Consider the following 21,692-nt stretch of genomic DNA (forward strand, 5'->3'; position numbering starts at 1 on the left):
ATTATAAAAAAATAATAGCCCTCTGTTTACCCGCCAAACTATAGTTCATACTTTCAAAAGCATATATCCTTTCGCCGTCTGTAGCTTCAGCCAGCTTATTCGATCGGAACCTTGACTTGTATAAACGTGCCTTCACCCGGCTTGCTCTGAATGAGAAGCTGGAAGCGGTCGCCATAAATTAGCTTCAGTCGATAAATGACGTTCTGGACACCGATTCTCTCGCCCAGCTCCTCTTCACTGTCGAGGTATCCATAAAAGGTTCTAACTTTATCCTGATCCATGCCGATGCCATTATCCTGTATCGAAAATAGGAGATCGTCCCCATCGCGCATCGCCTTGACGACAATCAAACCACCATTCTTCAGCGGCTCAATGCCGTGAATACTGGCGTTTTCTACGAACGGAAGAAACATCATCTTAGGCACCATACAATCTTTTGCAGAAGGAGCAATATCGATTTCATATTCCATGCGATCCTCGAACCGATATTTTTGAATTTCCAGAAAACAAGATATGAATGCAACTTCCTCGCTAACCATCACGCGATCCTTCCCCCAAGTAAGCGAGGTTCGAAATATTTTCGCCATATTATGAATGATCTTAGCTGTCTCGAGCTCTTCCTTGATGAGACTCCGCATGCGTATCGTTTCTAGTGCATTAAAGAGGAAATGCGGATTGATCTGACTCTGCAGCGCATTTAATTGGGCTTTTCTTCGCTCAAGCTCCAATGATTTAGTCTGAATGTCCGCGATATAAACATCATCAATCAAGCTTTTCACCTGAATTGTCATCCGATTGAACTCACCTGTTAATTGACCAATCTCATCACGGTACTCCTCTTCTTTAATCGTATCGAACTGCTGGTTTTTCACCCTTTTCATATGCCTCAGAATTTGAACCAAGCGCTTATTCAATGAACGTGTAATCCATAGAATAATGGCCGTCGGGATGAACATGTTCAAGAACGCCAGAACGATAACGAATTCTCTGGATTGCCTAACGCTCCTTAGTACCTCTTCCTCCGAAATCGTACCAATAATTCGCCAGTTCTCTAAATAGCTTACATAAGAGTAGTTAGCTTGGAATGCAAGCGTATCTGCTCGTGACTCCAATGCATCATAAGCTACCGATTCTCTTCGCCAATCGACAGAGGGATCTGTCGTATATTGAATGAGTCCTTGGTCATTCACGAGATAAATTTGGCCTTGCAGGTTCTGATTTTGAAAAATCTGCTCAATCGTGCTCGTCTTCAAATCAATTTTCAAATATTTTTCCCAATTATTTTTGGATTCGAAATAATTCATTTCTCGAATGATACTGAATGTATCACGTGCGTTGCTGCCATCATTTCTCAAGTACAAATCCTCTTGCTGCGTACGTATAAAAATAGGATAAGAATCTTTTTTCTCATGCAGCAGCTTGTACCAATCCGTCTGTTTCATTTCATTCGACAGAAAACCAATTCCGCCTGAATGCAGCATCGTTGGGTTTTCAACAAATATTTTGATGTTTTGAATCGAGGTGTACACGGGGGTATAGCTGTTTAATATTCTCCGGAAATAGGAGTCATAAGCCTCAACGTAAGCCGCAGGGTCCTTATAATCTGTCTCCAAAATTTCGTTCAGATTGTAGTCGGTATAAAATACGGATGATATGGTCACCGCATCCTCAACCTCCGAGCGAAACTCATTGTTGATTTGATCAACAGCCAGCGAGATATCTTTCATCCGTTGGTTTTTCACATTATTTGTCGTCACATTGTAAAAAATCACATTTGTTAGCACGATAGGCAAAAATACAGAAAAAACATAAAGGATCAGCATCTTGTTAGGCAGTCGAATATGATTGAGGCTAAGTTGCAGCTTCATGCGAATACTCCCCTTTTTGTAAACAATCGTTTAAAGCGCTTTCAATCTTATTTGAGCTGATTGCGGTATTCCGTTGGCGTCATATGCTCAAGCTTCTCGAATTGCGTTACAAAATAATCAGCATTACTGAAACCTACCTTTTCCGCAATCTCATAGATCCGTATCGTGGATGATTGCCGCAGCAGCTTCTTAGCCTCGCTAACCCGCAATTGAAGCAGAAATTCATTAAAATAAACACCATACGTTTTTTTGAATAACTGTCCCAAATAAACCGGATTTATATAAAAAATTGCGGCGATGCTCTTGAGGCTAATATTGTGCGAGAAATGGAGCTCGATATAGCTTTTAATTTTGTTAATGCCGCCCTTCTGTTGTTCCTTCCGCAGCTCGGCAACGTAATTCTGGCTCTCCTCAATGAATGCGGTAAACAACCGATGGAGCTCACCGAGAGATAGATTGTTGTCATGCCAATTCAGAAGCGGCTGCAGCGTGGACAAGGTGAGTTCCTCACCTTCCATGCTTCGAATCGTCTTCAGAATGCCCATCACACATTGCTGGAGGTTCATCTTAATCGCCTCCGGCGCATAGCGCTTATCGCGAAAGTCGCGGAACCAATGCTCCACCTTTGTATGAACAGAATCCAGCTTGAGCTCCTCGAATTGTTCCATAAATTCGTGGAACAAAGCGGGCTCGAAGCTAATATAATGCAGCGGTTCGAGTCGTATTTGATCATAAACAACGATTCTCTTATCCTCATGAATATATTTATACAACAGCGCTTCCTTGGCTGCCTTATAGGACTCTCGAATATCGGACAGCCTGGAAACGCGCGTTCCGGCATACAAGAATACGCCTCTACCGAAATGTACATCTAGTGCGTCTCTCAGTTTCACTAAGAAATGCTCGAGCTCGCCCTGGAAAGGCTTCAGCAGCTCACTCGGCACCAGCATACCGATTCGGTTGCGGTGCTCATGCATACAGATTGGCTGCTCCGCAGCGGTTATCCTTATAAGCTCTGCCTCCAACTTTTCCTTGAAACGGGTATTGGACGTCGCGTTGCCGCTTTGCTGCCAGCTATGAGTATCATTCAGCTCCGCGAACACATAGGCTACATCGTCCCCCTTGCTGATCTGCAAACGAACCTCCCACTCTGCAATGACCACATCGGCCGCTTCTCCGAGAATGAGCGATTTGATGAGCTCGACTCCACGCAGCCTTTCTTTTTCCAGCTGCTCCTCTCTCTCATGCTTCAGTTTATTGTTCAAGGATTGCAAGATGGCTGTGAATTCGATTTCGTCAATCGGCTTGACTACGAAATCATGTACCCCGTAACGCATCGCTTGCTGCGCATATTTGAAATCATTATAGCCGCTAATAATAATGAAGGAAGGTTGGATCATATTTTCTAATGAGATAAGCTTTATCAGCTCTAATCCGTCAATGACTGGCATTCGAATATCCGTGATGACCAGGTCTGGCTGCTCTCGCTTGATCAGCTCGAACGCATCCTCGCCATTATCTGCCTCCCCTGCAACTTGAAAACCACAGGCCTCCCAATCGATCAGCTTCATCAGTCCTTTGCGGGTAAAGGACTCATCATCAACCAGAACAGCTCGATACATATGCATGCTCTCCTTCCTCCTTGATCTCCTGATAGTTAGCCATCAAGACGAACAAATGGCTTTAATCCATTTATTATATCCTGAATATTCATTCATTTACTCGATATTCCAATCATTCATTTCTATATCTTAAGTTCCTTCTATTAAGAAGCACAATGTAAAAACTATAGTGTCAACCCTAAAAAATATATAGATTTGAGCATGTAAACGCTATAAGTTACCCCTCCGAATACAAGAAAAGGCGACCAATCCCGGCTAAACGCCGGAATCAATCACCTTTTTAGAGCTGTATAACCAATCACTAGCAATCAATTTTTATTAAATGCGTTCTTTCACCCACACAGCCATCTCGCCTTTTCCACGATTAGCCCATGCGTAATAAGGAATAAAGGAGAGGCTTGCAGACTCCAAACCTGCTTCCGCATTTGTGCGATACAACTGATTGCCCCATTGCTCAAAGCTGAGCTTTAAGCCTTCGGCTTTGATCACTTGAATGCCGCCGATTAGATTATGCTCGAATGAAGCTTGGAGCTCCGCATCCTGCGGCAGCAGCAGCTGCTGCAGCTCTGCTCCGTTATCGGCCTCCTCTACGCAATAGACAAGAGGCCCTCGCTGCAAGGCTACCTTGCCTGCATTCTGCTTGACGAGAGGATGGCTTCTCACTCGCAAGATCGGCATTTCGAGCACAAGCTCAACCAAGTCACCAGATGTCCATACACGATCGATTCGTGCATAGCCATTAACAATCGTGTCTGCAAACGAATAAACCTCACCGTTAATAAGAACGGATGCTTGCGAAGCCCAGTCCGGAATACGCAGCGCCAAAGCAAAGGCTGCCGGCTGCTCCAGCGTTAACTCGAACCGCGCAGCACCCTCCCAAGGAAGCGTCGAATGCTGCTCAAGCTTGATCTTCGTCCCGTTCAAGGAAAGCTCCGCCTCTCCTCCGATATAGAGATGGGCGTATATCGTATCCCCACTTGTCGAATATACATATTCACCCAATGATGCGAGCAAACGGGCAATGTTCGGAGGACAGCACGCGCAGCCAAACCATTCTTGGCGAACAGGCTTCACATGGTTGTAGTTTTTGTTTCTGCCATCGCACACATCAGGGGTCACCTCAAGCGGGTTCACGTAGAAGAAATGTCTGCCATCGCGTGACATGCCTGCAAGAACAGTATTGTACAAAGCCCGTTCCATTACGTCAGCGTAACGGCTGTCCGGCTCCAGCTGCAGCATTCTATGAGCAAAGAAAATAAGTCCGATCGAAGCGCAGGTTTCCGAATATACGGTATCGTTAGGCAGATCATAATCAAACGAGAACGCCTCGCCATTTGCCATCGAACCAATACCACCAGTAATATACATTTGCTTGGAAGCAATATTGTCCCACAGTCTGCGGCAGGCCTCGATTAACGATTCGTCGCCCGTTTCCCTAGCTACATCTGCCATACCTGCCAGCATATACACCACTCGCACAGCATGGCCGACTGCGGCCTGCTGCTCGCGTACGGGAACATGAGCTTGGTAATATTCCGGTTCAATATCAATGATGTTGTTGCTCCAATGCGTCGTTCTGCCGCGTGCGTCAGCCTCTGCCTCGAGGAAGTTCGGCTGTTGCCCGCGTTTATCAATGAAGTATCTGCTGATATCCAAATACTTGCGGTTGCCGGTCGTTTCGTATAGCTTCACGAGCGCCAGCTCAATTTCTTGATGACCGTCATAGCCGGCAATTTGCTCTGGACCGTCGCCGAACACGACAGCAATGTCATCAGCAATGCGGCATACGATATCGAGCAGATTCCGCTTCCCTGTTGCTTTGTAATAGGCAACGCCTGCTTCAATCATATGGCCTGCCGAATAAAGCTCATGACATTCGGTCAGATTCGTCCATTTCTTTCCAGGCTCTTTAATTGTAAAGTAGGTATTCAAGTATCCACTTGGCTCCTGAGCTTTGCCGATAATCGCAATCATTTCATCTGCGACCTGCTCGAGCGCCTCATCCCGCTTCGTTACAAGTAAATAAGCAACCGCCTCGAGCCACTTGGCAACGTCGGTGTCTTGGAACACGTAGCCGTAGAAGTCTCCTTTTTCCAAACCAGCTGCAATTTTAAAATTGCTTACCGCCCCGCTTCGTTCCGCTCCTTCTATTCGGTCGTTTATAGCATCCCATTGATAAGGAACGACAACATCTCTAACCAAGTCAATATAATAATTCCAGAATTGATCAGTAATTTGAACCTGCTTCAGTGAAACTGGCTTTGTATACTTTTTGCTAATGGCTTGTCCCATCGGTATCGCACCTCTCCCGTACTTCATGTATTTCATACTGCTGATTTCTATTTTATGCGTTACAATAGAACAAAACTACAAACACAAATAACCTATTTCTTATAAAATATCACACAACAAGGAGGCTCACTTCGAATGGTCGAATCAGCTGATCATATCTATTTCGCAGCACCCCCACTTCCTTACTACCTCGAGAGCGGCGTAACGGTGTATCAACGCGGCGACCAGCATCCCAATCGCAAGCAGCTCGGCCTATTCGATTTAATTATCGTCGAGAGCGGTACGCTGTTCATCGGCGAGGAGGAGCGTCAATGGGCATTATCAGCTGGCCAAAGCCTATTGCTGCTTCCGAATGTTCATCATTATTCCGTTAAGCCTGCCGAGGAGCGCACGGTATTCTATTGGGTTCACTTTCTGCCAGTCGGCGAATGGCAGCAGGCAGAGCTTGACCGTGCCAGAATTAGCTCCGACAAGCATTACAGCCGATTTCTAACCTCGCCATACTCGCTTCACCTTCAGAAGGCTTGGACGATCCCCTATCCCGAGCAAGCCTACCAAATCATGCGAGCGCTGAACAAAGCAGGTGAAGAGCGGCAATCACGCGCATTCTGGACGCAGCAGCAAACTTTCGAAGAGCTGCTGCGAATGATGGATTTGCGCCAGAATGAAAGCTATACGAGCCCGTCCGTTACGCTTGCTGAGACAACAGAGGCCTATATCAAAAATAACTACCGCACAGAAATAACGAGCAAAACGATGTCCCATGCACTGAACTTCCATTACAACTACATTACTCGCTGTATGAAGCAGGTATACGGCATGACGCCAATCGACTACTTGAACAAATACCGCTTGGAACAAGCCAAGCTGCTGCTCTTGAAGACCGAATGGCCTATTGCTGAAATTGCTGTTTATGTAGGCTTTGAGAATGTCCCCTACTTCTCAAGCTGCTTCACGCGCCAAATCGGTATACCGCCAACCAAATTTCGCAAACAATATACCAGCTAAGCTCCACCATTCGTAACCAGTAACATTCCGTGGAAATAAGGTACGGCAGCAGTCAAATGTGGCGTGATTACAACAATTTCAATTATGCCCAGCAACTTTTTCAAAAATAATGTTTACCTTAAACCCGTTATCTGATAATATAATCGCAACATTCAAATGCGATGAAGAGACGAGTAGATAAATGAATACTTCCACAGAGAGCTCCGTTAGCTGAGAAGGAGCAAGGATTCCTTATTGAAAAAAGACTCTGAGCAGCGCATCGGAACCCGATATGGGGGATGGTGAGCCAGGAGCTCCTGTTACAGAGCTAAAGTATAAGCATTGCCCTTGCAATGTCGTACTTGAAGAGGCCAATAGGGCGACCTATTTGCGAATCTAGGGTGGTACCGCGAGTATACAAATCTCGTCCCTGAGACTGAATAGAGTCTTGGGGGTGGGATTTTTTTCTTTGCGCACACTAATAGCGGATAACATTCAACATCGGGTACACCAAAATAACTTTTATTGAATAGCTAATGAAGAAAGACCATACAAAGCTGAAGGGAATGTAATCACATATGACAGCAAAATTAAAGGTTGGTATTGTAGGAGGAACAGGTATGGTCGGCCAGCGGTTCGTTGAGCTACTGGATCAGCATCCATGGTTTGAGGTAACAGCAATTGCTGCCAGTGCCGGTTCGGCAGGCAAAACATATGAAGAGTCTGTGCAAGGAAGATGGAAGCTAACCACCCCTTTGCCTGAAGCCGTTAAAAACATCGTCGTTCAGAACGCTTCGAACGTGGAAGAGTTTGCTTCGCAGGTTGACTTTATTTTCTGTGCAGTAGATATGAAAAAGGCAGAAATTCAAGCGCTCGAAGAAGCCTATGCAAAAACAGGAACGCCTGTTGTATCCAACAATTCAGCTCATCGCTGGACACCTGATATTCCAATGGTTATCCCAGAGATCAATCCCGGTCATCTGGATGTCATTGCCACGCAGAGAAAACGGCTTGGAACATCAACCGGCTTCATTGCGGTTAAGCCCAACTGCTCCATTCAGAGCTATGTGCCAGCACTTCACGCCCTGCAGGAGTTCAAACCGAAACATGTCGTTGCCTCGACTTATCAAGCAATTTCTGGAGCAGGCAAAAACTTTACCGACTGGCCTGACATGTTAGACAATGTCATCCCTTATATTGGCGGCGAGGAAGAGAAAAGCGAGCAGGAGCCGCTTCGCATTTGGGGCAGCATTGTTAATAACGAGATTGTTAAAGCAAGCGGGCCGATCATCACAACGCAATGTATCCGTGTTCCGGTTCTAGATGGACATTTGGCTACCGTATTTGCATCATTCGAGAAAAAACCTTCCAAAGAAGAAATTCTCGACCGTTGGTTGAACTTCAAAGGACGCCCTCAGGAGCTTGGCCTGCCAAGCGCACCTAAGCAGTTTATCACTTATTTTGAAGAAGAGAACAGACCTCAGACAAGGCTTGATCGTGATATTGAACGCGGAATGGGAGTATCTGCGGGAAGATTGCGTGAGGATTCGCTCTACGACTTCAAATTTGTTGGACTCTCACATAACACGTTGCGCGGTGCAGCAGGCGGAGCTGTTCTTATTGCCGAGCTTTTGAAAGCGGAAGGGTATATTCAGCCCAAATAAATGCTGATCTTTATTGAATTGATTGCAATCTAAAGAGCAAGCCCCCAGCAGGTTCGGGGGCTTGCTCTTTGCCATTTACCAGCCTATTCGGACAACATCCTCTTCAGCCTATCATAGGCCAAGCGGCTGCTTATTTCATGCATACTAGGAAAGATGTCCATGGCAATTTTATCTCCAGTACCTGCTGCCTCATCAATCTGCCTAAACGAAGTGAATCTTTTCTTGCTCTGCTACTAACTAAAGCGATTAGGCGAGAACGCTTGGCTGTAAGCCAAGTGCTGCTTGTTCGCAATATAATCGGCCGCCAGCAGCGCAGTAGCCGGACTTAGTAAAATACCATTGCGATAATGGCCGACTGCGAGCACGACCCGCCCTGTGCCCGGCACAGGCCCGATTAACGGATAGCCGTCCTGTGTTGCCGGACGAAGTCCTGCCCAGCTATGGAACGGCGTCTGATCCGCAAGGAACGGAAATAGCTGCTTATTCCAATTTTGGAGACGTCCGATTCCTCTTTCAGTTACTGCCGTATCATAACCGGCCACATCCTCCGAAGCGCCGCACACTAGCGTGCCGTTCGCTTTGCCAACCAAATAGCCTTGGTTACAGAATACCATGTGCGAAACCGGCTGCGCCTCTACTTCATAGGCACAAATTTGTCCGCGGATCGGATAGACCGGAATGTTTATATGAAACGTATCCGCCAGTTGCTGTGCCCACGCTCCTGAGCATATGAGAAGTTGATCGCCCTCGAAGAAACGCCCGTCCAAGGCACGTACGATTACTTCCTTCTGCCACTCCACAATCTCAAGCTGCACGAGATCCTCATAGATGCATACACCGAGCCTTCTGCATGCTTCTTCTAATGCCTGTACATAATGAGGAGCATAGATATGGCTCTCTTCCGGCGTATACAAAGCAGCTCTCGCCCCGCGCGTGAGCAATGGCTCCATTCGGTGCAGTGCAGCACCTTCTACGATAGAGCCGGAGGAGCCATATTCACGCTGCCATAACAGCCTGCCCGCAAGGGCCAGCAGATCTGCATCATGATAAGCCACGTACAAGCTGCCTGACTCCGTATATTCGAATGCTTGTCCCGAAATTTCTCTGACTGTTTGCTGCCAATCTGGATAGAGCTGCAAGCTCTCCCTACACAGCTGAAAAAAGGAATCTGGTCCCTCTACGTTCTCTGAGTAGGGAGCCAGCATGCCAGCCGCAGCGCCAGAAGCTTGACCGCCGCAGCGCTTTGTCTCCAGAAGGACGGCTTGATAGCCGCGTCTTTGCAGCTCAAGAGCGCAGGACAAGCCAATAATGCCTCCACCCATCACAATCACTTTTTCTCTCATTGGTATCCTATCGCTCCCGTACTTCCCGCTATTTCAATTTAAAGACGTCGAGCCCGCTGCTTGCTGAAGCATATTTCTTCTTCTCAATCCGGCCTGCCAAATATGATAAACGTCCTGCTTCAATAGCAAGAGACATCGCTTTCGCCATCCGTACCGGGTCCTTCGCCTTCGCGACTGGCGTGTTCATCAGCACACCGCTCACCCCAAGCTCCATCGCCTGCGCGATGTCACTTGCTGAGCCAAGTCCTGCATCCACAATAATCGGCACACCAGCCTCCTCCACAATCAAGCCTAAATGATAAGGATTCAGAATACCAAGCCCGGTACCGATTGGGGCTGCGCCAGGCATAACAGCCGCTGCGCCAGCTTCCTCCAGCCGCTTGCAAATAACAGGATCATCCGAAGTATAAGGAAGCACCGTGAAGCCTTCCTTCACCAAAATCTCCGTTGCCTTCAACGTTTCAATCGGATCGGGCAGCAGCGTGCGCTCGTTGACGCTAATCTCGACCTTGATCCAGTCACTAAGTCCGGAAGCTCTTGCGAGCCGCGCAATGCGAATGGCCTCATCCGCCGTTCTCGCTCCAGATGTATTCGGCAAATATACGTACTGATTATCCTCGAAATGCTGAAGAATAGAGTCATCCTCCGTCGATGCCAAGTTAATCCTTCTAATGGCAAAAGTAAGCACCTCAGCTCCGGAAGCTTTAATCGCTTCCTTCTGTACGTACGGATTAGGAAAAAGTCCAGTACCAAGAAAAAAACGAGAGGTCAGTGTCCGACCGCCAATAACCAAAACATCTGTCTGCATCCGCTTAGCCTCCCCCTACGAAATGAACCAATTCAAGCTTCATACCTGGATATAGCAGCGTATCCGCCCATTGCTCTGCGGTTAACACATGGCCATCTGCTTCCGCAACGACTGGCTTGCCCGTAAGCCCCAGCCTCTCAATCACATCATGAACCGAACTGACCTGCTCCATAAGCTGATTTTCTCCGTTGATGACGAGCTCCATACGATCACTATCCTCTCTCCAGCTTCTGAATAAAAGCCTGACAGACACCTTTAACGTCCGCGCTCCCTACAATTTCGCTAACCGCGCATATCCGCGATGCTCCCGCGTGAATGACCTCATCTACGTTATGCAGCTTAATCCCGCCGATTGCCACAAACGGTATCTTCACTTCACGAACAACTTCACGAACATAGGCTATCGTGACCGGATCAACGACATCAACCTTGGTTGCGGTCGGATAAATCGGCCCTACGCCGATATAATCAGCTCCCTGCTGCTCGGCAAGCAGCGCCTCTTCTATCGCATGGGTGGAGATGCCAATGATTTTATTGCCAACGATTTTTCTTGCTTCAAGCAACGGTACATCATTTTGACCCAAATGAATGCCGTCCGCATCTACTTCCATCGCAATATCGATATAGTCGTTGACGATAAAGGTTACACCATATTTGCGCGTAAGCTCCCTAAGCAGCTTAGCCTTATTCCGTATCGCTGCTTTGTCACCCGATTTGTCCCGCAGTTGGATAATGTCAACGCCTCCCAGAATCGCTTGCTCCATAACCTCTACCAGCTCACGTCCAGGGTGAAATTGCTCGCCTGTAATGGCGTACAATCTGAAATCCTTCATCCGTTTCCCACTCCTCTCTATTAAAGCCCGATATACCGGGCATATAACGTTTTTGCGCGTACAAAATCATCCGTTCCCTGCACAAGCACCCTGCCATCAGCAAACAAGACAAGCCGCTCCCCATCCGATAGCTCCGCCTTCAGTAGAAATGGGTTCAGACTCACCTTGACTGCTGCCTGTTCAAGCCGATCCCGCCACAATGCGAGATCCAGCGGGCCGCTGCCCGCAATTTGGATCGTCTCCCGTCCACACAAGGACAAAACCGTGTTCTCTGCGTTCAGCGAAAGCGAAGGGTATTCCTTCAACTGGCAGCAAGGGCAGTTCTTATCCGGCGCGCCCAGCTTCATCTCAAAATATTGATTGTGCCAGATGTCGAACGTAACGAGGCTGTTTCTTCTTTTCTGCTCGTCTCCGACCAAATATTTCATCGCTTCGACAGCTTGATAGGAAGCGACCATATCGATAATAGGTGCGATCACCCCGATCATATCGCAGGTTTGACCGCCCGAATCGCCTGACTTTATCAAACAGCGCAGGCAAGGCGTCTGCCCTGGAACGAAGATCGCGCTCATTCCCCGCGAGCTGACGGCTCCCCCGTAAGTAAACGGGATGCCAAGCTTAAAACATGCATCATTGAGCAGGAACCGTGTCTGAAAATTGTCTGTCCCATCCAGCACCAAGTCCATGCTATCAAGCAAAGCTTCAATATTGAGCGCGGTAGCATCTGCTACAATCGCTTCAATATGAACAGAAGAGTTGATTCTCATCAGCTTCTTCTCGGCAGCCACCACCTTAGGGTAGACTTGTTCCACGTCATCCTCATCGAACAGCATTTGCCTTTGCAAATTGCTTTTCTCCACATAATCGCGATCCACAAGTCTCACATGCCCGACACCGGCACGTACCATATGGTTCGCCAGCACCGTTCCAAGCGCTCCCATGCCAACGATGCAGACCTTGCTATCTATCAGCTTACGCTGCCCGTCCTCGCCGATCGGCGCAAACAGCATTTGTCTCGAATACCGTTCATCCACCTTGTCTGCCCCTTTCCGCCATTCCCTTGATGCCTGATCCTTCTATATGGATTCTATTATAGATTACGGAACGCATCCGCTGCTTTAATCTCATTCTTTAATTGCCCATGCTCGTACAGCCAGTTGATGACCGACTGCCATGATTCCTCCGTTTGCGAGCCGAACGTCTCGGATCCCGCATCCATGAGCGGCAGTAAAATGTCCAAGCTCTGCTTCTCAATCTCTGCATCTAGCGGGAAGCTCTCATTCTGCGAATCAAGTAGATTCTGCAGCGATTTCTCCTGATTGTCTACCGTATATTGCTGCCCCTTCGCGGCCGCTTCGATAAACTTCTTGAATGCCGCGCTTTTGCTCTTCAAGCCCGCTTCGCTGGCTGTAAGCACTAGCTCGTAATAATCAGGAACGCCGTACGCGGAAGGATCGAATGTGCTTAGCTTCAGCCCTTCTTTCTCCAGCAGCGGCTTCTCATGATTAACATAACCGCCAATTATCGCATCAACCTTGCTCGTCGTCATGGCCGGAATAAGATCCCAGCCGATATCGACATAGTTCAGCTTAGCGGGATCGCCACCGTCCGATTCCACCATTGTGTCTACGATCAGCTGGTCAAGCGGAATCGAAGGGTATCCGATCTTTTTGCCTACTAGATCTTTAGGACTTTGAATAGCTGCTGAATCAAGTGCAAACAGGCGGTTAAGCGGATGGCGAACGATCGCTGCCACCGATACAATCGGAATATCCTCCGCACGCGAAATCGCTACCTGCATCTGATAGCTGAGCGCAAGATCTGCTTTGCCTGCAGCTACCAACTTAAGCGCATCATTCGTATCGGCTGGTGTTTGGAGCTTGACCTTAAGACCCGCTTCTTCGAAATAACCCTGCTCCTCGGCTGCGTACAGGAAGGCATGCACCGCATTCGGATACCAGTCCAGCAGCACCGTGAGCTCGGTTTCCGCTTCCTCGGCATTATTCTTTATATTATCGGAGCCGCAAGCGGCCATTGTAGTAAGGATAAGCAAGAAAACAGCTGATGACATCAGTATTTTTTTCCAATTATTGAAATTCATTCGGTTATGATTCCTCTCTTCTCTACATTTAGGATTGACGCTTGGATAGAAAGGCCTGCTCTAGCGCCTGCGCCGCCATAAATAACAAGATGCCCATCAACGAAAGCAGCAGTACGCCTGAGAAAACAGCTTCGCCTCGCAGCATACTGGATGCTCGCTTCGTATACATCCCAAGGCCTGCCTCGCCGCCAAGCCACTCACCGAGCGTCGCTCCGCCTACGCTGATCGTTGCAGCCATTTTAAGTCCCGTAAAAAAGCCCGGCAGTGCCGATGGCAGCTTCCACTTGAGAAACAATTGATGCTTCTTAGCATTCATGGAGCGCATAACCTCGCCAATACCCGAATCGGCCGAGCGGAAGCCATCAGTCGTGTTTACCGCAATTGGAAAGAAAGTAAATAAAATAACGACAGCTGCCTTGCTCCAAATCTCATAGCCGAACCACATGACCATAATCGGCGATAATGCGATAATCGGTATCGTCTGTGACGCCACAATTAGCGGATAAAGCGTCTTCTTCGCCAAGGATGAGCCTTCGATGCACATGGCTGCAAGTGTCCCGAATAGAATGGAGAAGCTTAGCCCGAGCAGCGACTCCCCTAATGTAACGGCAAAATGCTTCCCAAGCAGCAAACGGTTGTCCCAGGTAGAGACAAGCACATCAGAGAGCCTCGGAATGATATAATGGGGAATCGCCAGCCAGCTTGTTGCTGCCTCCCAGATCAATGCTAGCAATAGGATAAATATAAGCAAGGGCATGCTCGAGTGAAGGCGACGCTTCATCTGCTCGCTCCTCCCCATCCGGTACCCTCTCTGCCTAGAAGCCCCATTGCTTGCCGCTTCAACGAAGCAAAGGAATCATCCAGCACCGTTTCATATGTTCTTGGCCTCGGCAGGCTGATTGTAAGCTCCTCCAAAAAGGAAACCGGCGAGTGCGCCGCAACTAAAACGCGATCTGAGAGGAGCAATGCCTCATCGATGTCATGCGTAATAAATAGAATCGTTTTGCGATGCTTCTCCCACACTTGAAGCAACCACTGCTGCATATGGATGCGTGTCATTGCATCCAAGGCGCTGAACGGTTCATCGAGCAGCAGGACATTCCCGCCGCCGAGGACAGAGCGTAGAAAAGACACCCGTTGTCGCATGCCGCCTGACAGCTCATGCGGACGCTTCGCCTCTGTTCCTTCCAGCCCGAAGGCTGGCAGCAGCTCAAGCACGCGACGCCTAGCCTCGCGCTTTGGGATTCCTGCCAGCTCAAGTCCCAGCGCTGCATTATCAAGCACGCTTCGCCATGGCATCAAGCTGTCCCGCTGCGGCATATAGCCGATTCGGCCTCTGCTGTCTCCTGAAGAGCCCACCTTAATCGTACCCGCTTGCGGAGATAGCAAGCCTGCGAGAAGTCGAAACAGCGTTGTCTTGCCCATGCCGCTAGGCGCTAAGAGAGAAACGAACTCACCTTCGCGGATGCTGAAACCAAGTCCACGGAACAACGAAACACCGCCAGCAAACGAATAGGAGAGATTTTCAACCGACAGGGCAAGCGGACGCTTATCTCTACCAGTTGTTAACGCTGCGCTCACAATGGCCACTCTTCTTGACGGTAAGCCATATCCCAGAACATATACTCGAATTTGGACGTAATGACGAACAGCTCTTCTAGACGCGCAAGCTCCCGCTCCGGCAATCCCTCTGCCAGTCGATTCATTAGCCCAATCGTCCATTCTGTCAGCTCGCCAAACTCCTCTGAGCTGTACATGAGAATCCATTCGCGGTATAACGGATGCTCCAGAGCACCCGGATGCTGAGCAAAAGCTGTACCAATTTCCCTATAGCTCCACATGCAAGGGAGCAATGCTGCAACGACCTCTGCGAGCGAGCCTTGTCCTGCATCCAGCATATACTTCGTATAGGCGATCGTTGTCGGCGACGGTACGGTAGACTCCAGCTCTTCCCTATCGATGCCGAAGCGCTCCGCATATTGGCGATGCAACTCCATCTCCATGTTCAGAGTAGAATGAAGCAGCTCTGCAAATTTCCCCATCGTGTCAAGATCGCGGGCCTTTATGCTGCCAAGCGCGAACATTTTGGCATAATCAATCAAATACACATAATCCTGCTTCATATAATAAATGAACCGATCAAGCGCAAGCGTCCCGTCTCTTAATTCCGTCAGAAACGGATGAGCATGACAGCTCTCCCATACGGGCCAAACTGACCGGTAAAGTCTTTCGCTAAAGCTGCCTGCTGCTGTTTCTACTCTCATTGACGAATACCTCCGCTTCCGGTTTTACTTGATTGCACCAATCCGCAATGAACGCAATCATGACTTTCACATAATCAATCAGCTCATTAAGCTCGACACTCTCATCAACCGCATGGGCATGATGCAGCTCACCAGGACCATAAATAACCGTAGGTATGCCAGCTCTTCCCAGCCAGCCTGCATCCGTAACGCTTGGACTCATGCCTACTGCAGGCGCAGCGCCAAGATGCAACGCATGAGCGGCAGCAAGCGATTTCAAGCCGTCTCCCTCTTCATCGAGCGTAAGCGATGGAAAGATCTCGCCACGCTCCTCCAGCATCGACCGCCCGCCCCAGCGGAAGGTCGGCGGATGCTCACTCAGCCAAGGATCAGCTTCGGCAACCTTGAGCAGATGGTTCTCGATTTCGGCAGCCACCGATTCATAATCCTCGTCAGGATAGAAATGAACGGTAATCCATAACGCACATTGATCTGCAATAAATGCCGCATGGCGGCCGCCTTCAATGACTGCTGGATTAATCGTATTCGACCCAGCCGCAAATCCCGGATAAGACTTCGTAACGGCCCAGTAACGTTCCAGCTCCTGCAGCCCCTCGATCAGCTTCATCATTTTCTCAATAGCACTAGCTCCTCTAATGCCTCCGCCGGCATGAATCATCCGTGCTCGCAAGCCATCATGATAAGTAACCGGGCTCTGTACAGTGACCCAGCCGGTAATGACACCACCCTGACCTTGTATAGCCAAATTACTTGTATCGGCAACAATCGCAAAGTCGGCATTGCAGCCTCTCTCTGTGCAGGCTCTTGTTCCTGCCTCGCCTGCCTCCTCGCCAATGACCGACTGAAACAGCAGATCGCCCTTCAGCTCAACGCCGCCTTCGTTCAGCAGCTTAATGGCAAAGAGCAATGCAGCCAAACCGCCTTTCATATCCGACGTTCCCCGCCCATAGACTCTGCCGTCCTCAAGCGTGAGAGCGAACGGATCATACTTCCACTGCGCATCATCGCCTACCTCGGCAACATCCATGTGGCCATTCAGCAGCAGACTCCGATACAACTCGCGCTGCGACCCCGGTCTAATCCCCGTCACATTCGGATCATCGGGATAAACCTCCCACAGCTCTGTCTCAAACCCGCTTGTGATCAGCTGCTTCTGTACGAAGCGCTGTGCTTCGAGCGTATTGCGCGCTGGAGGACTTACAGTTGGGTACGCAAGCAGCTGTGACAGCAGATCAAGCAGCTCCTCCTGCCTGTCCTCAGCCTCCTGCTGCAGCCTCTTAATTAATGCTTCTTGTATCATTTCGGTTTCCTCCTATTCACGGAAACACAGGTGCTGGCAAGGTGAAACGGCTGTCTCCGTCCTCTCGTGGTGCAGTACGTTTCATTCCGAGAAATAAAGAAAATGTATCGCCTGAAAATATACATTTTCTGTATTTCAATAGAAAAAAACCATTCGAGAATACACGAATGGTTACGATTCGATACGTTCTCTACGCCAGCATTACCTGGTTCAGATTAACGGTCAGGGACAAAGGGCCCCTATCTCAGCCGGACTATATCCAGCACCCGTACTCCTATGAAGTTAAAACAACTATAGCCTAACCCTATATAATTGGCAATATGAAGATGGGAATGATTCATACTCGCTTCTATACCAACCATTCTATTTCAGTCCATTCTGCTAGCCGCTGAATGAAGTCTAGAACCTTGCAAGCATAGCTGCGTATTCTGAACCTCATCCAGCATACGATCGTGATGGAACGCTGAATACTCGCCAGAGGGGAACTCAAACCAAGGCGAACCTGGCAAATAAGTTATCATCCTATGCTTGACTGCGCGCAGGCTCTCCCAATATTCCGAAGCCAGCAGTCCTCTCCATGCCGCTTGTGAGTCTTCGTCTTCATTGACGCTAAGCAAAATATGATCAGCTTGGAAATCCTCCAATTGATGCGGCAGCACCACTTGCAGCCAAGGGTCGATTACGCCAAGACGGTAAGGTGTCTTTAATTGCAGGTCATCATACAGCACCGTTGCTGCACGGCGACCGACGACCGAAATCCGCGAACCGGATATTTTGAGAATAAGCACGACCGATTTCTTCACCCCCGGCTGCAATTGGCGGCGCACTGCCTCTGCTTTCCAATCATAGCCCGTGAGCCAGCTTTCTGCCTCTCTTGACTTATTCGTAAAGTCTGCAACGAGGCGCAGATGCTGCCGCCAATCTGCTATGGCCCAAGGAATAAGCAGCAGCGGCGCAATCTGCTCAAGCTGCTTCCGATGCTCAGGCGGAATGAGATAATCCATCCCAATAATGCAGTCTGGACGTGCCTCTCGCAAGGCGGCTAGATTGAATACATGATCGTGACTAAGCGGCACGACAACATCCGTTACATATTTTTTACGGTAAAAATCATTCCAATATTGATCAACAGGAGCCGCGTATGGCATAATTTGCAGCGGCAGCAGCTGTCCGATATTCGCCCAGCTGTAGGCTGCGGTTCTCCGCGACCTGCTGCGCCAGTAAATGGTAGGGGTAATGCCAATTTGCTTCTTGAATGTACGGCAGAACGTAGTTGCACTGCTGTAACCAGTCTGACTAGCGATATCCTGCATCGACAGCGCTGGCTGCTCCACCAGCAGCCTCTTCGCTTTGCCTACCCGAAGCTCCGTTACGTACTCATGAACGCCTCTTCCGTACTTCTCCTTGAATGTCCGCATAAAGTGGAACCTGCTGAGCCCCACAAGCCCTGCGAGATCATCCACTTTTATTTCTTCCGCATAGCGCTTCTGAATTTCTGACCTTGCCAGCTCGAGCATGCTTGTCGGAGATTGGGTAGTACCCTGCAGCGTTAATCCGAGCAGCTCATACAGCCCTGCGGTACCATATAGTTTATCAACAGCGTTCCCACTGTTCCAATAACGAATCATTTTCTGACACTTCTCCACCGCTAAGGATGCATCAGGCAATTTGTATACCCCAACCATATTTTGCAAGTTTAATTGCGATTTGCTGTTGCCCCGATCCTGTTGTTCTGTTTGAGGGACGATGCCTGCTTCGAATGTAATTCTGAATAATCCCGTATCCAAGCTTTGTGATGCTTTCACTTGAATACGCTGCTCCTCTGAGCATAGGAAAATAATACCTGGCTGAAGTGGATACTGCTGTCCGTCAATGCAAACCTGACCGCTGTTGCCCTCTGCTACAAGGAATTGAAGGCAGTTAGCCTTATCACATGAAGGCTGAAGTGACTGAGATTGCTCATTCATCCACTCCATATGGCGAAGTTTAAGCCATACCCCGTCCATTCGATTATCCGAATCTGTTTCCTTCTGACGCTCTGCCTTGTTCATAGGCTATTCACCATCCTTGACACATCATCATTGTTGTTTAAATACCGTGTTTGGATGCTACTTACAAACATCTCATTCTTACATTCTAATTGATAATCGTTATCAATGCTAATTCGTTTTTTAAATGTTGTATAATAAAACACTTTGTTGTATATTTATGCAATGAGATGAATTTTCGGGAGGCTTATTGATTATGATACAAACAGAACAATCAACCACATCATCGTTGCTGGAATGTGCAAAAAAGTCGGTTTTATTTACGGCCAATCGTCCACCTATTGTGATGGAACGCGGCGAGGGCATGTACATGTGGGATACAGATGGGAATCGTTATCTGGATTTCGTTGGCGGATGGGCGGTTGCAAGTCTTGGTCACTCCCCTTCGGCCCTTCAGAAAGCCTTAACCAGCCAAGCTGCTACCCTTGTTCATGCAAGTCCGGGCTATTACAACCGTCCGATGATTGAATTCGCCGAGCTGCTTACGAGCGTCAGCGGGATGGATAAAGCTTTTTTCGCCAGCAGCGGCGCAGAAGCGAACGAAAGTGCCATTAAGCTCGCAAGAAAACATGGTACAGTCAACTTGAATGGTGCCTATGAAATCATTACACTCACGAACAGCTTCCACGGACGTTCACTTGCCACGATGTCCGCTACAGGGAAAACCGTGTGGAAAGACCTGTTCTCACCCAAGGTTGACGGCTTCAAGCATGTCCCCATTAATGATTTAGATGCCTGCTTCGCCGCAGTCACCAATCAAACCTGTGCCATTATGATTGAGCTGGTTCAAGGGGAGGGCGGCGTCCATTCCGTTGATGAATCTTATTTATATGGCATTCGTAAAATATGCGATATGTACGGGATCATGCTTATTTTTGATGAAATCCAGACGGGGCTAGGGAGAACGGGGAAGCTCTTCGCGTGCGAGCATTATGGTATCCAGCCTGATGTAATGACGCTGGGCAAAGGTATTGGGGCAGGCTTTCCACTGTCAGCCATGCTAGCCAAGAGCAAATTCGATTTGTTCGAGCCGGGGGATCAAGGAGGAACATACACAGGGGCGCCGCTTGCAATGGCTGTAGGCTATGCTGTCCTTACCGAGCTGCTTGAGCGGAATTTGGCTGCCAACGCAAAGACGCAAGGCAACTATTTGATAAGTAAATTAAAGGAGCTGACTAGTGAGCTTTCGATCTCGCACATTCGCGGCAAAGGGCTGCTGCTGGCATTCGATACGCCTGCGGGTACAGCCACTGAGCTTGCCGCTATTTGCCAGCGCGAGGGCCTGCTGATCAACTCGCTGAACTCATCGACGATTCGGCTTGTTCCTCCATTAATCGTTTCACAGCAGGACATTGATACGATGCTCGGCATCCTTCGCAAAGCATTCAAGCAATTGTCCACCTGCTGAAGCTTATAGGAACGGCCTGCGGTCGAGCACCAGTCGCAGCGGTACTTCCGTTTCAATTAGCTCTGGTACAATGTGCTGGATTGCTGCCAAACCGCAGACTGCGCCGCATAGTGAATGCAAATCATCGAATGGCTCGTAAGGCTCTGCTCCAAGCCGGGCGAGCCCCGCGATGAATAATTCAGAGCTTCCCCTAACCGCAGCCTCGCACTCTTCCTTCCTATAGTGCGGGTTCTGTCTCAAGCAAGTAAGGATGGTATAGGCCCAGTCAATATGGAAATAAGAGAACAGCTCGCTCGGAATCTCCAGACTTCCACTTTGATACAGGTCCAAGATGGTATCAACCATTTGTTCGGGGTACGGAATCGCCTCTTTCCGATGGGCTAAGTTAAATAGATAATGAAAGCTGCCCGCAATATGATGGAACAGAGGCGCATTCACTAAGCTTCCATCCGCATGCTTTACGCAGTTCTTACGCCATAAACCCGTTAATGGATCTGCTTGTTCACGCAGCCAATTGAAATAAGCACGCTCCCAGTCCTCTCCTACAGATTCCGACAGTACCAAGCAAGCATATAACCCCGCTCCCTTTAACGACTCTCCCCATGGCTCGTCCCGCCAATCCAAGCTTTCTAGAAAAGGGGCTACCTGTTCGTTGTCCATAAGCTCCGCGAATGCGGTGAGCGGGTATTTCGCCTTCCCACCAAACAGCTCCAGAGCTGACAGCGCGAATGCTGTACTATGAATATCATTATGCCCCAATCCTGCGAACACACCTGTAGCTTCCCCTTGATGCTGCTGAATCGCAGCAATCCACAGATTCTTATCCGCTTGCTCCTCCAGCAACTCATTAAGTGTGTACAAAAGAATGGCAGCATCTGCTGTTCCATATACATCATCGAAGCAGTTAGTTCGATCGAGCTGCGCTAAATGCCTGCCATAGCTTCTGTTATCCTTATCGAAGCGATGAGCCTCGAGCGTATTCATGACACGAGCGATAAATGGGCGTAAATCGGTCATAACCAGCCACCTGCCTATATTTATTTTGAATTCCTTATGTATGAATTTCGATGACATTCTCCAAGATGAAACAATTACGCATGTGGGATAAGCCGCACCGCATACTTTAGATACGGCTGTGATTCATTTGCCTAATA

18 protein-coding genes and 1 other annotated feature are annotated in these 21,692 nt (G+C 48.7%); of the genes, 3 read left to right on the forward strand and 15 right to left on the reverse strand.

Features of this window, described 5'->3' with window-relative positions:
• Positions 1-95: 95 nt before the first annotated feature.
• From FGT79_RS10645 to FGT79_RS10655, 3 genes are all read right to left on the reverse strand, one after another.
• The gene (locus FGT79_RS10645) at positions 96-1,868 is read right to left on the reverse strand and encodes a cache domain-containing sensor histidine kinase (RefSeq protein ID WP_138752629.1); all 1,773 of its coding nucleotides are present in this window, start codon (positions 1,866-1,868) and stop codon (positions 96-98) included.
• A gap of 47 nt (positions 1,869-1,915) precedes the next feature.
• Positions 1,916-3,496 (reverse strand): response regulator transcription factor, encoded by a 1,581-nt coding sequence (locus FGT79_RS10650; protein ID WP_138752630.1) that lies wholly within the window; start codon positions 3,494-3,496, stop codon positions 1,916-1,918.
• 312 nt (positions 3,497-3,808) lie between these two features.
• Positions 3,809-5,809: a glycoside hydrolase family 127 protein gene (locus FGT79_RS10655; RefSeq protein ID WP_342778471.1), complete on the reverse strand. Its 2,001-nt coding sequence runs from the start codon at positions 5,807-5,809 to the stop codon at positions 3,809-3,811.
• 108 nt (positions 5,810-5,917) lie between these two features.
• Here FGT79_RS10655 and FGT79_RS10660 point away from each other — a divergent pair, with 108 nt between their 5' ends.
• On the forward strand, positions 5,918-6,790 hold the full coding sequence (locus FGT79_RS10660) for a helix-turn-helix domain-containing protein (protein ID WP_138752631.1): 873 nt from the start codon (positions 5,918-5,920) through the stop codon (positions 6,788-6,790).
• A 152-nt stretch (positions 6,791-6,942) separates the two neighbouring features.
• Positions 6,943-7,204 (forward strand) — a binding site (T-box leader).
• A 143-nt stretch (positions 7,205-7,347) separates the two neighbouring features.
• Positions 7,348-8,433 carry an aspartate-semialdehyde dehydrogenase gene (gene asd / locus FGT79_RS10665; protein ID WP_138752632.1) on the forward strand — a complete coding sequence of 362 codons (1,086 nt, stop codon included), beginning with the start codon at positions 7,348-7,350 and terminating at the stop codon, positions 8,431-8,433.
• A gap of 233 nt (positions 8,434-8,666) precedes the next feature.
• Here asd and thiO read toward each other — a convergent pair whose 3' ends face one another.
• The 11 genes from thiO to FGT79_RS10720 all read right to left on the reverse strand — a co-directional run bounded on the left by thiO (position 8,667) and on the right by FGT79_RS10720 (position 19,133).
• Positions 8,667-9,776: a glycine oxidase ThiO gene (gene thiO / locus FGT79_RS10670; protein WP_138752633.1), complete on the reverse strand. Its 1,110-nt coding sequence runs from the start codon at positions 9,774-9,776 to the stop codon at positions 8,667-8,669.
• A 28-nt stretch (positions 9,777-9,804) separates the two neighbouring features.
• Positions 9,805-10,584, reverse strand: a complete 780-nt coding sequence (locus tag FGT79_RS10675) for a thiazole synthase (RefSeq protein ID WP_138752634.1) — start codon at positions 10,582-10,584, stop codon at positions 9,805-9,807.
• 4 nt (positions 10,585-10,588) lie between these two features.
• Positions 10,589-10,789: a sulfur carrier protein ThiS gene (gene thiS / locus FGT79_RS10680; RefSeq protein WP_138752635.1), complete on the reverse strand. Its 201-nt coding sequence runs from the start codon at positions 10,787-10,789 to the stop codon at positions 10,589-10,591.
• Between the two features lie 7 nt (positions 10,790-10,796).
• Positions 10,797-11,417, reverse strand: a complete 621-nt coding sequence (gene thiE / locus FGT79_RS10685) for a thiamine phosphate synthase (protein WP_138752636.1) — start codon at positions 11,415-11,417, stop codon at positions 10,797-10,799.
• A gap of 20 nt (positions 11,418-11,437) precedes the next feature.
• A complete protein-coding gene (locus FGT79_RS10690; protein WP_246096262.1) occupies positions 11,438-12,451 on the reverse strand; it encodes a ThiF family adenylyltransferase in 1,014 nt (337 codons plus the stop codon).
• Positions 12,452-12,507: 56 nt separating this feature from the next.
• Complete coding sequence (locus FGT79_RS10695) at positions 12,508-13,518, reverse strand: ABC transporter substrate-binding protein (RefSeq protein WP_138752637.1); 1,011 nt, start codon at positions 13,516-13,518, stop codon at positions 12,508-12,510.
• Between the two features lie 28 nt (positions 13,519-13,546).
• Positions 13,547-14,299, reverse strand: coding sequence for an ABC transporter permease (locus FGT79_RS10700; RefSeq protein WP_138752638.1), 753 nt, complete (start codon positions 14,297-14,299; stop codon positions 13,547-13,549).
• The gene (locus tag FGT79_RS10705) at positions 14,296-15,099 is read right to left on the reverse strand and encodes an ABC transporter ATP-binding protein (RefSeq protein WP_246096264.1); all 804 of its coding nucleotides are present in this window, start codon (positions 15,097-15,099) and stop codon (positions 14,296-14,298) included. The genes FGT79_RS10700 and FGT79_RS10705 overlap by 4 nt, the downstream gene beginning before the upstream one ends.
• Positions 15,096-15,782, reverse strand: a complete 687-nt coding sequence (gene tenA / locus FGT79_RS10710) for a thiaminase II (protein ID WP_138752640.1) — start codon at positions 15,780-15,782, stop codon at positions 15,096-15,098. Before tenA ends, FGT79_RS10705 begins: the two co-directional genes overlap by 4 nt.
• Entirely contained in the window at positions 15,751-17,082 is a 1,332-nt protein-coding gene (locus FGT79_RS10715) for an acetylornithine deacetylase (RefSeq protein ID WP_138752641.1), read from the reverse strand. The genes tenA and FGT79_RS10715 overlap by 32 nt, the downstream gene beginning before the upstream one ends.
• 368 nt (positions 17,083-17,450) lie before the next feature.
• The gene (locus FGT79_RS10720) at positions 17,451-19,133 is read right to left on the reverse strand and encodes a helix-turn-helix domain-containing protein (protein ID WP_138752642.1); all 1,683 of its coding nucleotides are present in this window, start codon (positions 19,131-19,133) and stop codon (positions 17,451-17,453) included.
• A gap of 193 nt (positions 19,134-19,326) precedes the next feature.
• On the opposite strand from FGT79_RS10720, the gene FGT79_RS10725 reads away from it, so the two are divergent.
• Positions 19,327-20,538 carry an aspartate aminotransferase family protein gene (locus FGT79_RS10725; protein WP_138752643.1) on the forward strand — a complete coding sequence of 404 codons (1,212 nt, stop codon included), beginning with the start codon at positions 19,327-19,329 and terminating at the stop codon, positions 20,536-20,538.
• Positions 20,539-20,541: 3 nt separating this feature from the next.
• On the opposite strand, the gene FGT79_RS10730 is transcribed toward FGT79_RS10725, so the two are convergent.
• Positions 20,542-21,555 (reverse strand): prenyltransferase/squalene oxidase repeat-containing protein, encoded by a 1,014-nt coding sequence (locus FGT79_RS10730; protein ID WP_138752644.1) that lies wholly within the window; start codon positions 21,553-21,555, stop codon positions 20,542-20,544.
• Positions 21,556-21,692 lie beyond the last annotated feature (137 nt).

This window comes from Paenibacillus sinopodophylli (assembly GCF_005930355.1).
Taxonomy (GTDB): Bacteria; Bacillota; Bacilli; order Paenibacillales; family Paenibacillaceae; genus Pristimantibacillus; species Pristimantibacillus sinopodophylli.